This window comes from Arthrobacter sp. D1-17 (assembly GCF_054130535.1).
Genome location: NZ_CP096382.1, coordinates 2,929,693 through 2,944,163 on the forward strand (window position 1 = coordinate 2,929,693; position 14,471 = coordinate 2,944,163).

A 14,471-nucleotide genomic window follows, 5' to 3' on the forward strand; every position below is an offset into this window, starting at 1 on the left:
CAGGCTCAGCCGCCCAGGGCCGGCGCGGCGAGCGGAGCGTCGGAGAAGATGTTGCGGATCACTCCGTTGGCCCAGTCCAGGATCTCGGCGTCCTGGAGATCCCGGCCGCCGATCCTGGCTGTCTTCGGCTTCGGAATCAGAACGGCGTCCAGTGCAGGTTTGGTCTGGGCGCCCGGATACATGCGGTTCAGCCGCATGGTCTTGGACTCCGGGAGCTGGGCGGGTGAGAACCTGATGAAGTTCCCCTGCAGGGCGATGTCGGTCAGGCCGGCTTCGCGCGCGCCGACCCGGAAGCGTGCCACCGCCACGAGGTTCTGCGCCGGCAGCGGCGGCTCGCCGTAGCGGTCCACGAGTTCGGCCAGGACCTCGTCAATCGCCTCGTTGGTGAGCGCGGCAGCCAGCTTCCGGTAGGCCTCCAGCCGGAGCCGTTCACCTGGAACGTAGTCGTGCGGCAGGTGGGCGTTGACCGGCAGCTCGATCTTCATCTCGGCGGCCTTTTCCTCGGTCTCGCCGCGGTAGTCCGCCACAGCTTCGCCTACCAGCCGGATGTAGAGGTCGAAGCCGACGCCCTGGATGTGGCCGGACTGTTCACCGCCGAGCAGGTTGCCCGCGCCGCGGATTTCCAGGTCCTTCATGGCCAGCTGCATGCCCGCGCCGAGTTCGTTGTGGCTGGCCACCGCCTTGAGCCGCTCCAGGGCCACTTCTCCCAGCGGCTTCTCGGAGGGATAGAGGAAGTAGGCATACGCCCGCTCACGTCCGCGCCCCACACGGCCGCGCAGCTGGTGCAGCTGCGACAGGCCGTACTTGTCTGCGCCGTCCACGATCAGGGTGTTGGCGTTGGAGATGTCCAGGCCGGTTTCGATGATGGTGGTGCAGACCAGGACGTCGAAGCGCTTCTCCCAGAAGTCCACGATGATCTGCTCCAGGCGGCTCTCCGACATCTGACCGTGCGCCACCTCCACCCGCGCCTCCGGGACCAGTTCGCGGATCTTGGCGGCCGTCCGCTCGATGGTGGACACGCGGTTGTGGACCAGGAACACCTGGCCTTCGCGCATCAGTTCACGCCGGATCGCGGCTGAGGTCTGCTTGTCGGTGTATGGCCCCACGTATGTCAGCACCGGGTGCCGTTCCTCCGGGGGCGTGGCCAGAGTGGAGGTTTCGCGGATGCCGGTCAGCGACATTTCCAGCGTACGCGGAATGGGGGTGGCACTCATCGCGAGGACGTCCACATTGGTGCGCATCTTTTTGAGCGCTTCCTTGTGTTCCACGCCGAAGCGCTGCTCCTCATCCACAATCACGAGTCCCAGGTCCTTGAAGCCAAAGTCCTTGGAGAGGAGCCGGTGGGTGCCGATGACAACGTCCACGGTTCCGTTCTTGACGCCTTCCGCTGTTTCCTTGGCCTCCTTCGAGCTCTGGAAGCGGGACAGGGGCTTCACGCTGAGCGGGAAGCCGGAGAAGCGCTCTGTGAATGTCTCGTAATGCTGCTGCGCGAGCAGCGTGGTGGGGACGAGGACGGCCACCTGCTTGCCGTCCTGCACGGCTTTGAACGCGGCGCGGACGGCAATTTCTGTCTTGCCGTAGCCCACGTCGCCGGAGACCAGCCGGTCCATGGGAATTTCCCGCTCCATGTCCGCCTTGACCTCGTTGATGGTGGTCAGCTGGTCCGGGGTCTCCACGTACGGGAAGGCTTCTTCCAGTTCGCGCTGCCACGGGGTGTCTGGGGCGAAGGCGTGCCCGCGGGACGCCATCCGCGCCGAGTACAGCCGGATGAGTTCGCCGGCGATTTCCTTGACGGCCTTGCGGGCCTTGGATTTGGTGCTGGCCCAGTCGGCCCCGCCCATCTTGCTGAGCACCGGCGCGTCGCCGCCCACGTAGCGCGTCACCTGGTCCAGCTGGTCGGTGGGAACGAACAGCCTGTCACCGGGGGCACCGCGCTTGGACGGGGCGTACTCCAGCACGAGGTACTCGCGCACGCCGTCGCCCCCGCCAGCCACCTTGCGTTGGATGAGCTCCACGAACCTGCCGATGCCGTGCTGTTCGTGTACCACGTGGTCCCCGGCCAGCAGTTGCAGCGGGTCCACCGCGTTCCGCCGCTTGGACGGCATGCGGCGCATGTCCTTCGTGGAGGCTGCGGACGTCCGTCCGAGCAGGTCCGCTTCCGTGAGGAGTCCCAGTTTCAGTCCGTCCAGGACAAAACCGCGTCCGACGGCGGCAGTGGTCACCTCGATGATGCCCGCCTGGGGCTCGTGGTCCAAGGACTCCACCCGCGTGCAGGGGATGTTGGCGTCGTGGAACAGCTCGGCAAGGCGCTGGGCCGGACCCGGTCCTTCCGTGGCCACGACGATCCGCCACTGGTCCCGCACATGGGAGCCGATGAAGTCCATCATCTCCGCGACGTCGCCCTGATAACCGCGGGGTTCACGGGCGTGCAGGTTAAGCACGTTGATGTCCGTCAGTTCTTCGTCGGTGGCCAGTGACGTGATGGACCACCAGGAGACGTGATGTTCGAGGGCAGCGGAACGGGTTTGGGTCAGTGAGCGGAAGCTGGCCGAGTGCAGGGCTTCGGAGGCTCGGGAGCCCAGAACAGTGTCCAGCGCCAAAGGCGCAGTTCCGCCCTCCGATGCCGTGGACCAGGCCGCTTCAAGGAACTCCTCGTTGGTGGCTGCGAGGTCGTGGGCGCGGGTGCGGACCTTCTCCGGTTCGATCATTACGGAAATGGACCCGGCGGGCAACTGTTCCATGAAGGGCACCATGGCATCGACGAGCACCGGTGCGAGGGACTCCATGCCCTCCACAGCGATGCCGCCGGCGATTTTCTCCAGCATGTCCGCTGCCGCTGGGAGCTGGGATTTGAGCGTCGCCGCCCGGGACATCACCGACGGTGTAATGAGGACTTCACGGCACGGCGGCGCATGAAGCTCCGTGGGGTGGTGGAGCCCGGGTGAGGACAGCGAGCGCTGGTCCGCGACGGCGAACCAGCGCATCTGGTCCACCTCGTCGCCGAAGAACTCCACACGGATGGGGTGGTCTTCGGTGGGCGGGAAGACATCCAGGATGCCGCCGCGAACGGCAAACTCACCGCGGTGCGTCACCATGTCCACCCGGGCGTAAGCGGCGTCAGCGAGGCTGCGAATCACGTCGTTGAAGGGCACTTCCTGGCCCACCTTCAGGGTGACCGGTACAAGCTCACCCAGCCCCGCGACAATCGGCTGGACCACGGCGCGGACCGGAGCGACCACAACCCGGAGGGGTCCCGCCGTCGCAGTCTCCGGATGCGCAAGCCGGCGCAGCACCGAAAGCCGCCGCCCCACCGTGTCCGAACGCGGCGACAGCCGCTCGTGCGGCAGGGTCTCCCAGCTGGGGAACTCCGCCACGGCGTCGGCGGGAAGGTAGGCGCGCAGCGCGGCGGCGAGATCCTCGGCCTCGCGGCCGGTGGCGGTCACGGCGAGCACGATGCCGGGCCCGCCGTCGGCATTCTCCAGCCCTTCCGCCATCTCCGCCAGCAGCACCGCGCGCAAGCCGGCGGGGGCGCTGATCTGGTAGTCCTCGCTGCGGATGCCGAAGCTCCGGGACGCCTCCGCCTGTACGCGGGCAAAAGTCTTGTCTGCGGCAAGGGCGCGTCGCAGGCCGCTCAGGGACGGGCCTTTGCTTGGCTGGCCGGTGGGGCTCATGGATGGATCTCCTGGAGTATTCACGTCGAGCACAGGCAACACGAAAACCCGGAATTCGCGAGAATGCCGGGTCATCCCAGCCTACCCCTGCCGGGGCCCGGCTGCATTCCGAACCTCTACCGGGGCTGCACGCCTCTGCCCCACACTGCATTCCACCGTTGCTAGGCTTGCTTGCCAGGTGATGTTGAGCCTGGCAAAGCCGCCACCCTAGGAGACCCGCGTGAGCGAGCAGACCAGCGACCAGACCGGAAACAGCAGCGCCAATGCCCGCCGGGCAGAGAGCAGGGTGAAAAACAGCGAGCCGGGCCACCGCCCGCCGGGCAGCAACGGCCGGACGGTGCTGGTCACCGGCGCCACCGGCTACATCGGCGGCCGGCTGGTCCCGCGCCTGCTCGATGCAGGGCACCGGGTCAAGGTGCTGGTGCGCTCTGCCGAGAAGATCGCCGGCATACCCTGGTTTCACGATGTGGAAGTGGTGCGTTCCAGCCTCGACGACGCGCCCGCACTCACCGAGGCCATGAAGGGCGTGGAGGTCCTCTACTACCTCGTGCATTCGATGGCGGCGGGGTCCGGCTTCGAAGCCAAGGAAAAGTCCATGGCGGAACTCGTGGCCGATTCCGCTGCTGCCGCCGGCGTGCAGCGGATCGTGTACCTGGGCGGCCTGCACCCCCGCAACACCGGCCTGTCCACGCACATGCGCTCACGCGAGGCCGTGGGCGAAGTCTTCCTGTCCGGCCCGGTGGACGCCATCGTGTTCCAGGCCGGCGTGGTTATTGGATCCGGCTCCGCATCCTTCGAAATGATCCGGCACCTCGCGGAAACGCTCCCGGTCATGCCGGCCCCCAGCTGGGTGCGGAACCGGATCGAGGCGATCGCCGTGCGGGACGTGCTGCACTACCTGGTGGCGGCTGCCTCCCTGACGGAACCCCTCAACCGGACCTTTGACGTCGGTTCCCGGGACGTCCTGAGCTATGCCGGAATGATGAAGGAGTACGCAGCCGAGGCGGGGCTGCCGCTGCGCCTAGTCCTGGCGCTCCCCATCCCCGCCCCCAGGCTGGCCGGCCTCTGGGTGGCACTCGTGACCCCTATACCGCTGTCCATGTCCGTGCCCCTGGTGCAGTCGCTGCAGCACGACGCCGTCTCGTCCGAACACGACATCGACAACTACATCAAAATGCCCGACGGCGGTCTGACCGGCTACCGCAAGGCCGTGGCGCTTGCGCTGGGCAAGGAACGCGATGGGCAGGTGGAGACGACGTGGGCCAATGCGGGAGCGGACGCCGATCCGCTGCCCAGCGACCCGGAGTGGGCCGGGCACAAGGTGTATGTGGATGAGCGTACTTTCCACGGCGACGTGGGCCCCGGCCATGTCTGGACCGTCATCGAGGGCATTGGGGGGCGCAACGGCTGGTACTCACTGCCGTTGGCCTGGAGCGTGCGGGGCTGGCTGGACAAGCTCTCCGGCGGAGCGGGCCTGCTCCGCGGGCGCCGGCATCCCCACCGCCTCGTCGCGGGGGAAGTGGTGGACTGGTGGCGGGTGGAACGGATCGACCGGGGCCGGCTGCTCCGGCTTCGGGCCGAGATGCGGGCTCCCGGACGCGCCTGGCTGGAGCTCTCAGTAGAGTCCGGCGGGAGCGGGAGCCGCTACCGCCAGCGGGCCATCTTCTTCCCCAAGGGCCTGAGCGGGCGGCTCTACTGGCTGGCGGTGCTGCCATTCCACAGCCTCATATTTCCGGCCATGGCACGCAACATCACAGCGGCCGCCAGGAAGATCGCCGCCACGGAAGCCGCCCGCCGGGGGCCAGGCGGAGAGTCAGGCACTGCGCCGGCCGCAGATGAGCCCGATTCCAAGGAGACGCAGGCAACCCCGTAGGATGTGTGGAGCAAAAAGCGTTCTGACCCCACCCCAATGGAGGATCCATGGCACTGAGTGCATCCACTACCCTTCCCCACGGCGTCGACAGCGTCACCGCAGTTTTCACCAACGAGGAGTTCCAGCGGCACACCAGCGAATACGTGGGAGGCAGCCTCGATTCCTTCACGGTGGACGGTGACGTTGCTGGAGCCTTCAGCACCACGTCCGTGCGCACCCTCCCCACCACCCGGCTCCCGGAAATCGCCCGCAAGTTCGTTGGCGACACCCTGAAGGTAACCCAGGTGGAGAACTGGGACGCCCCGGGCGCTGACGGCTCACGGCAGAGCAACATCTCCCTCAAGATTGCCGGCGCTCCGATCGATGTCTCTGCTGTCCAGCGGCTCGTTGCAGACGGCGGCAGCACGCGCGTTGAGCTTGAGGGCAACGTCACGTCCTCCGTGCCGTTCCTGGGCGGGAAGATCGCCGAAGCCGCCGAACCGATGGTGGGCAAGGCGCTGAACATCCAGTCCCAGCAGGCCCAGGCCTGGCTCGAAAGCCATTAGGGATGGAAATCCCCGCTCTTCTGGCCTGGGTCCTGATCATTGCGGGTGTCTGGTCGCTCGTGGTCTGGCCGCAGTTCCTGCGCCGCGTGATGAAGGATCCGAGGGGGCGGGACGCTGAAGGCAAGGCGACGAAATTCCTCACCGTCCACGTTGTGCTGGTGGCAGTGTCCATGGTTCTGGGCGCGGCCACGGCCGGCATCGGTATCGCAGGCCTGTTCGGCTAGCGGGCTGTCCGGCTGTGCAGCTAACCCTTGACTGCACAGCCGGTCCCTGTGTAACGGCTAGGCTGCCTGGTTGAGGGCGTCCTCTGCGGCGACCCAGGAGATCATCGCGCACTTCACCCGCGCGGCGTAGCGGGACACACCTTCGAATGCGGCGGCGTCGCCCAGCACCTCGGGGTCCGCCTGGACCTTGCCGCGCGAGCGGAGGACGTTCCGGAAGCTGCCGATCACCTCGCGCAGTTCGTCCACGGACATGCCTTCCGCCATCTCACTGAGGACGGAGGCAGATGCCATGGAGATGGAGCAGCCGGCCCCGTCCCATGCCACCTGGGAAACGGTCCCGTGGTCCACCGCAACCCGCACGGTCACCTCATCACCGCAGACCGGGTTCAGCTGATGCGACTGCCCGGTGGAGGCGCCGTCGGGGGCAGCCCTTTCGGACAGACCGCTGCCATGCCGCGCTTTGGAGTGGTCCAGAATGATTTGCTGGTAAAGCTGGTCAAGGCTCATGCTGCGTTACCTGCCTTCAGGGGTGCCGGCACTAGGCGCGGAAGTAGGCGCGGACTCCGGACACAGCGTCCAGGAACTCGTCCACGTCGTCGGTGGTGTTATACAGATAGGCGCTGGCCCGCGTGGTGGCCGTGAGGCCCAGGCGGCGGTGCAGCGGCTGGGCGCAGTGGTGACCGACGCGAACGGCGATGCCGCGCGCATCCAGGAACTGTCCGACGTCGTGCGCGTGAACACCGGCGACGTCGAACGCCGCAAGGCCAATCCGGTCCTGGCCGGCAGCCGGGCCGAGAACACGGATGCCGTCGATGGCTTCAAGCCCGGCCACCATGCGCTGGCCGAGTTCGGACTCCCAGCGGTGCACCCGGTCCAGGCCGGTCTCGGTGAGGTAATTGACGGCGGCGGCGAGGGCTACGGCCTGCGAAATTTTCTGCGTTCCGGCCTCGAACCTCTGTGGCGCCGGCAGATAGTCGGCCCGTTCCATGCTCACGGTGGTGATCATCGACCCGCCAGTCAGGAACGGGGGCAGCACGTCCAGGAGGTCCTGCTTGCCATACAACACGCCGATGCCGGTGGGGCCCAGCATCTTGTGGCTTGAGAAGACGGCGAAGTCGACGTCCAGCTCCGTGACTTTGAGGGGCAGGTGCGGCGCGGACTGGCACGCATCAAGCACCACCAGGGCACCGGCACGCCGGGCCAGAGCCACAAGGTCCCGGACCGGGTTGATGGTTCCAAGCACATTGGAGGCGTGAGTGAAGGCGAGAAGCCTGGTTCGCTCCCCCACGATGTCCGAGGCCTGGTCCAGCTGCAGTCTTCCGGCGTCGTCAATGGGAATGTAGCGCAGGGTGGCGCCGGTCCGGAAGGCAAGCTCCTGCCAGGGAATGAGGTTCGCGTGGTGCTCCATTTCGGTGACCACGATCTCGTCTCCCGGACCGAGAGCCAGCTCCCGCAGCCGCGCATCGCCGCGGTTCTGCGCAGCCCAGAGAGTGGCGTTGGACAACGCATAGCTGATGAGGTTCAAGCCTTCCGTCGCGTTGGAGGTCCAGACGATTTCCTCGTACTGCGCTCCTACGAAATCAGCGACCGTCTGCCGGGCGTCCTCGAACACCTCCGTAGCTTCCACGGCGAGGTGGTGGGCCCCGCGGTGCACGGCGGCATTCCGCTGCTCGTAGAATTCCTGTTCGGCCTCAATCACGCTCACGGGATTCTGTGAGGTGGCGCCGGAGTCCAGATAGACCAGCGGACGGCCGTTGACGAGCTGGTCCAGGATGGGAAAGTCGTTCCGGATCCTGAGGACCTCCGAGTTGTCCATCGCAGGAAGGGCACGTTCCAGCGTGGTTGGCGTTGCTACTACGGCCAATGGGACTCCTTGGGGATGCCTTAAGGTACCCCTCAATTGTCCCACAGGGCAGTATTGGCCATGGCTTAGGCTGTGCTGGGTTGGACTGCGCCGGGGTGGACTACCCCGGAGCGGACGGTGCTCCTCCGGGCTGAACAGCAGGAGCGCACGTATAAGGGCCGGCGACGGCTGGGGGGAGAGCCTCGGTCTCAGAAGGCTCTGACGTCGCCGGCCCCGCTTGAACCGGTCCCGCGAGGACCGGAAACTGTTGCAACATATGTGAGTGCAGCACGCGAGACCTGTAAAGTCTGGTGGCAGCTTCTGCAGATGAAGTGCTCCATCGGGTTCTGCTGCCAGTAACAGTTAATCGCGTACCGTGACCGGCAGCACGAGTAGTAAGTACTCGTTTTTTCAGGTAATGGACTACTGGTTTCCGCAGGTGGCAGTGGCGGCGCCGACGCCAGGTTTTTGGACACACTGATCGCCGCGGGCAGGCCTGCATCCGGGCAGGAAGAACCCTCTCCCGCAGGCGCTATTTCTTGGGAAGAGCCAGCGCGAGTTCATCCCGCCGGCGTACGCCGAGCTTGACGTAGCTCCGGTACAGGTGCCCCTCGACGGTCCGCACCGAGACCATGAGCTGCTGGGCAATCTCGCGGTCGGAGAGTCCCTGGACCGCCAGCTCCACAATGTCACGCTCGCGGCGTGTGAGGTGGACGCTCGGGACCGACGCCACGAACGGACTTTCGCGGAACCGTTCCCCGAGTTCCTGGTCGCATTTTTCGCGGTGCGCCACCGCCTGCCGTGCGCGGCGCCGTTCCCCCGCCGCGTCCAGGACCGCACCGGCCCGGGCATACGCCTCTCTGGCCAGGTTGACCAGCCCTGCTTCTTCCAGGGCGGCTGCAGTCTCCATGAGGTTGTCTGCGTCACCGCTGACCCAGGCTTCCGCGAGCTGGTGCCACCCTGCAGCCCAACGTCCCTCGACGGTGTCGGACAAGGACGCGATGTCATCGGCCACCGTGCGGTCACCGAGATCCGAACACAGGATCAGGCATTCCATCCTGATTCCGGGCTGGGCCATGACGGCGGGTGATGCCGCGAGTTCACGAAGCCTGGCCAGTCCGCTGCCCTTGCGGTCAAGATATTCTGCGGCGGCGGCAGCATAGCCTTCAGCAAGCAACTCTCCGCCCGGCCCTGTCGCATGCCGGGCGGCAATCAAATCCTGCTCGAGTCGCTGGGCCTGCGCCCCGTCACCCAGCCGCGCGGCGGCGTAAAAGGCGAGGGCCGCGCCGAACCGGAACTGCTGAAGCGGGTCGTTGATGCGAAGCGCTTCGACGGCCGGAAGCAGCTCGTGGTAGGCACGCTCCAGCTGGCCCTGCCGCAGGAAGCCCAACCCGCGGAGCACTTGGATTCCTCCGCCGAACGTGGCGGCTCCCTCGTTCTCCTCCACCGAGGAGCTCGCGAGCTCATGCTCCGCCGATTCCCAATTGCCGGCAGCGAGGGACGCTGCGACGAGCCGGGTCAGGACGAACTCGTTGAAAAAGTACAGGCCGGCCTGCAGCGCAGGCGCGGGCGCCGCAGCAAGGGCGGCCGCATGTGCCTGGTGTGCCAGTCCTGCCGATACGAGGGCCTGGGCAAGGAGAGCGCGGGAGAGGGACTGAATGGCCGAGGCCACTGTGGCAGGCGGGCGGACTGCCGGATTCTCTTCCGTGCCTGAAGCGAAGGATTCTGCGCGCGCGGATTCCGTGCTGCCTAAGTCTGCGCGGGCGGATTGCGTGCTGCCTGGATCTGCACGTGCAAATTCTTGGCCGCGCGACTCCCCACGTCCGGCTTCCGAATGTCCGTTAGATGCACCGGCTGCAGCCATGACCGGTTTGGCGGGTCCGGACACATCGGTTCCGGCCCAGGTGCCGCCGTCGGGCATTCCGGCGGCAATCAGATCCCTTATGCCCTCGTGGTCGGCGGCCTCGGCCAACTCCAGCAGGTTGTGGATGGTGTCCTGCCAGGCGGACCGGACGTCATGCCCGGCGTCCGAGAGCTGACTGCGTGACTCGGACCGAAGCTGTTCCGCTGATTTTCCGAGTGCCAGGTGCGCCGACGCCCTGAGCATGAGCACGTGAGGGGCTTCCGGGTGGGTGGCCAGTTCCAGCCAGCATGTGTCAAGGAGTGCCGCGGCCTCCCGGTACTTGCCCTCATTGAAGAGAGCTCTCGCGGAAATCGACTGGGCGTGGGCCTGCAGCTCCGGCGCGCGGACGTGTCCGGCCATGAGCCGGGCACCTTCATTGTTGAAGCTCGTGACTGCCAGCAGGGCGGCATCCAGCAGGTCAGCATCGGCGACTTCCAGGCCGCACTCGAGCGACCACTCCACCATCCGCAGCCTGCCCTCTGGGCCCGATGTCTTTGGATCGTGGTACTGAGTCATCTTTTGACGCAACTGGAGGCTGCGTGACACTGAGACCTGATGCCGCATCGATTCGCCCAGAATCGGGTGCCAGATACGCAGCTGGGTGGGCTGCCCGCTGGATTCACTGACCAGCTGGTGGTCCAGCAGGGAACGGACCACCGTTCCTCCGCACAGGTCCTCGATGACGCTGCGGTCAATAGGCTCAGCCAGGGCAATGAGCCTGAGGGCTTCCTGCTCCTCGCGGGTTCTGCGCAGGAGATCTTTGACGACGACGTCGGACAGCCGGGGTCCGTCCGCCGGCAGCGGACCCAGCAGCAGCCAAATCCCGTTGCGTTTGGCGAGAATGCCCGCTTCGACCGCATCACCCAGTATGCAGTTCAGGAGCAGGGGGTTGCCGCCTGAAGCAGACCACAAGGACTGCACGGTATTGGCCGGGACTGTTCCCTGCAGCGTGTGCTCTACCACCTCCGTGACTTGCTCGCCGTTGAGCGGCCGGAGGTCTATCCGTTCGGCCTGGCCGTCGTACCACAGCTGGTTCAATGCCTGGGGCAGGCCGGGCCGCGGTCGTCCGGAGGCCAGCACGCTGACCCACCCTGCCGACATCATGTCCACCACCATGGTTGCCGTCGCTTCGTCCAGGTGGTGGGCATCGTCGACAACCAGGAGCAGCGGGACGTCCTTGCCGCCTTTGATCTCCTGGAAGTACGCCCACACCGACCGCAGCACCGCCACCGGCGAGTCAGACTCCTCGGGCGGAAGATCGGCTGTGTAGGGAGCGAGCACGCCGTAAGGGACCTTCGAGAGCGACGAGCTGCCGTGGATCCGGAGGATGGTCATTTCGGCCGCCAGCTTCCCGCTGACGGCATCAGTCAGGGACGACTTCCCAAGCCCCGGTCCCGCCATGAGGAACACAGCCTGGCTTGCCCGGCTGCGGATGGTGGCGCAGACGTGTTCAATCACCTCATTCCGCCCGGTGAGCTGCCGGTGGTCTGCAGGGGGTTCCGGCTTTAGCGGGCGGCCCTTAGACGAGTCCAGGCAGATCACCCCTGGAAGTCACACCGAGTTTGGTGAAGACCTGGTACAGGTGCCCTTCCACTGTCCGGACGGAGACACCCATCTCCAGTGCGATGTCGCGGTTGGACACACCACGGCCGGCCAGGCGCGAGATCTGGCGCTCCCTCGCGGTCAGAAGCGGGCTGCCGCTGCTCGGTACGATCGGCAGGCTTGGGACGGTTGCAGTAAGGGCATCCAGCCGGGCCTGGGCCACGCGTGCTGATGCGGAATCGCCTGAGTGCCGCGCAAAGTCCACGGCCAGGGCCATGCAGCGGGCCTCCACCGCATCCAGTTCGAGCTCGGCGGCGATGTGCCCGCCTTCCAGCAGGACCTTCGCGTCCTTCGTGCGGCTGCCCACGGCCACCAGGCGCGAAATCTCTGCAAGCTTGCCCTGCCGGTGGCCGGCGACTTCCTCCATAAGGCGGAAATCTTCATCTGTTCCGTTGACTGTGGCACCCAGCAGGCTGATTCCGGCGAGAGTGTAGCGGCCCGCGGCGATATCGCGGCGGGCGGACTCCCGCAGCCGCTTGACGGCGTCGGGGTCCCCCAGCCAGCGTCCGGCCATGTCCGCACAGAAATCCGTGACGGTCCGGGTGCGGAAGTTGCAATGGCTGCGTGCCCCCCGCAGCTTGTCGAGGTACTTGTGGGCCTGGCCGGCGTTGCCGATCTGTGCATAAGCAAAGGCTGTGGCGGCATAGGCGGCCTGCAGCATGTTGACCACCGGCCGGAGTTCAAGCTGGGCCACTGCAGACAGGAGCGAGTCCAGCGCAACTGCGCCGCGGCCGGAGTACACGTAGGCGATTCCAGTGGCCAGCTCCATGGCGGAGGTGCGGTGTGCCAGCCTGCGCTCCTCGTGGCCCTTGGGCGGACCGACAAGATCAAGGCACCGCCGCCATTGTCCGGCCTGGAGCAGCACCGAGAAGGCCGTCATGGAGAACATTTCGCGGAGGCCTGTCAGGGGACCTGCATCGGAGAGCTGGCCGCCCACCCTTCGTGTGAGCTGCAGCGCGTCCATTTCCCTGCCGCAGGCCGACAGCGCGTGCATGAGGATCAAGGCAGACTGGATGCGGAATGCGGGGTCCTTGTTGATGGCCGGATCTGATGCTTCTTCAAGGGCATCGATCATGGGCGCATAGTCGCCGATAAAGGAGCGGTACTCAAATTCGGCAAGGCTTATGGCGTTCGCGGCTGCACCCAGGGAGTCGGGCCAGCTGGTGGCGATGCCTGGCCCCACACCCAGGCGCCGGCGGGCGGCGTCAATTTCCTCCGGAACTTTGCCGCAGACCTCGGGGAGCCACATCATGACCCGGCACTTCGCGGCGATAACGCTGGCGAATTCCTCCACGCCGAGCTGATCCAGCTGCGCCTGGGAAATGCTGTCAAGGGCGTCCATGGCCTGAAGGGGCAGATCCAGCAGCAGGTAGGCAGTGGCCTTATGGTGTTGCCCGGCCACCCACTCGGGGTCGGTTCTCTTGATTCCCTCGAGGCAGTTCAAGGCAAATCGGGGGTCAAACATCTGTACGGCTGCTTCGGCAGCTGCGACAGCCATGGCAGGGCTGAGCTCGGCCTGGCATTCCCGGGTCCATGCGGCGAACTCGATCCGCTCTTCCAGGCTCAGGTGGGCGAGTTCGGGTTCCGTGTCGCCCAGCAGCTGGCTCCTCAGCTCCCGGCGCCGTGAGAGGCTCAGCCAGGACCGGACGACGTCGCCCAGGTACTGCTCCCGCAGCGACACCCAGCGGGCATCGGTGTCTCCCACTTTGAGAAGCCCGCCATCCTCCATGTCCGCCACGATGTCCGTGCCGTACAGCTCGGTGAGCCGTGACAAGGGCACCCTGCGTGCGCAGGAGAGCATTTCCATGACTTCGCGGCTTTCCGGAGACTCGCGGGACCAGCGGGACCGGACAATGTCGTCCAGGCCGGTGGCGCCGTCCAGTACCACTTTGTCCCGCAGCGTCCAGACCGAGTCGGAAAGAACCAGGTTGCCTGACTGCTGCTGCTCCGTGACAAGTGCCTTGAGCAGCAGCGGGTTGCCGCCGACGATGGCGTGATAAGTGCTCACAAGGGACGCGGACACTCGGTGCCCCAGCAGAGTCAGCAGGACCTGCCGGGTCTGCAGCTCGTTGAGGTTCTCCAGCCGCACTTCCGTGAGGCGGCGGTCTGTCAGCAGCCAGTGGAAATCCGCGGGAAGATCGCTTGTGCCGGGCGCAATGGCAATAATCCGCGCCGTGCGCGTCAGCATGATGTTCAGGAGGACGCCGGCGCTCATGTCATCGATCATGCCCGTGGTGTCCAGGGTGATGATGCATTCCCTGCCGGCCGCATCACTCCTGATGAGGGACGTGATTCCTTGCAGGACGGCTGTGGGTGATCCCATGGCCGACTGCGGCAGCCGGGCCAAGAGGAAGGCAAGGCAGCCGTAGGAGGTCTGCGAGCCGGTGAGCGGGCTGCGCAGCTGCAGCGCCCAGACATCCTTGCCCAGTTCAGCCACTGCGGTCCGCGCCAGGGATGACTTGCCGACGCCGCGGGCACCGGTAATAACGACACCAAGGGAATCAGGATCGGTCAGGGCATTGCGGATGGCCTCCAGGTCCGCGCTGCGCGCCGGCACCGACCATCGTTGCAGGTCCGTTCCGCCCCCCGAAGCCGCAGGACCAGCCAGCACTCCTGCCGTGGACCCACGACCCCAGCTCAGTGGTTCACTAGACATGAACTTTTCCTTACATCCCGCGTTGCGGGATAAAGGCCCCATCGCCTCCCCCGCTTAGGAGACAGAGTACTCCCTTACCCCGGCCATGAAACAGGGCAAACGATTTACATTTCGCCCTGTCATGCTAATGCGGCAGAAATAGCATTACCGAAAT

General features: G+C 66.1%; 8 protein-coding genes. 3 read left to right on the forward strand and 5 right to left on the reverse strand.

Going from position 1 to position 14,471, the window contains the following annotated elements; translation table 11 throughout:
• Positions 1-5 precede the first annotated feature (5 nt).
• On the reverse strand, positions 6-3,671 hold the full coding sequence (gene mfd, locus M1E01_RS13640; protein ID WP_457972110.1) for a transcription-repair coupling factor: 3,666 nt from the start codon (positions 3,669-3,671) through the stop codon (positions 6-8).
• Positions 3,672-3,957: 286 nt separating this feature from the next.
• Between mfd and M1E01_RS13645 the strand changes: the two genes are divergently transcribed.
• From M1E01_RS13645 to M1E01_RS13655, 3 genes are read left to right on the forward strand one after another with little or no spacing between them, the layout of a single operon-like run.
• Positions 3,958-5,544, forward strand: a complete 1,587-nt coding sequence (locus tag M1E01_RS13645) for an SDR family oxidoreductase (RefSeq protein WP_457974970.1) — start codon at positions 3,958-3,960, stop codon at positions 5,542-5,544.
• Positions 5,545-5,591: 47 nt separating this feature from the next.
• Complete coding sequence (locus M1E01_RS13650; protein WP_457972111.1) at positions 5,592-6,089, forward strand: DUF2505 domain-containing protein; 498 nt, start codon at positions 5,592-5,594, stop codon at positions 6,087-6,089.
• 2 nt (positions 6,090-6,091) lie between these two features.
• Entirely contained in the window at positions 6,092-6,313 is a 222-nt protein-coding gene (locus tag M1E01_RS13655; RefSeq protein ID WP_457972112.1) for an SCO4848 family membrane protein, read from the forward strand.
• 57 nt (positions 6,314-6,370) lie between these two features.
• Here the strand turns inward: M1E01_RS13655 and sufU are convergent, their stop codons facing one another.
• The 4 genes from sufU to M1E01_RS13675 form a co-directional block, all read right to left on the reverse strand.
• Entirely contained in the window at positions 6,371-6,820 is a 450-nt protein-coding gene (gene sufU / locus M1E01_RS13660; protein WP_457972113.1) for a Fe-S cluster assembly sulfur transfer protein SufU, read from the reverse strand.
• Between the two features lie 31 nt (positions 6,821-6,851).
• A complete protein-coding gene (locus M1E01_RS13665) occupies positions 6,852-8,177 on the reverse strand; it encodes a cysteine desulfurase (RefSeq protein WP_457972114.1) in 1,326 nt (441 codons plus the stop codon).
• Between the two features lie 511 nt (positions 8,178-8,688).
• Positions 8,689-11,517 carry a LuxR C-terminal-related transcriptional regulator gene (locus M1E01_RS13670; protein WP_457972115.1) on the reverse strand — a complete coding sequence of 943 codons (2,829 nt, stop codon included), beginning with the start codon at positions 11,515-11,517 and terminating at the stop codon, positions 8,689-8,691.
• Positions 11,518-11,578: 61 nt separating this feature from the next.
• Positions 11,579-14,317 carry a helix-turn-helix transcriptional regulator gene (locus M1E01_RS13675; protein ID WP_457972116.1) on the reverse strand — a complete coding sequence of 913 codons (2,739 nt, stop codon included), beginning with the start codon at positions 14,315-14,317 and terminating at the stop codon, positions 11,579-11,581.
• Positions 14,318-14,471: the final 154 nt, after the last annotated feature.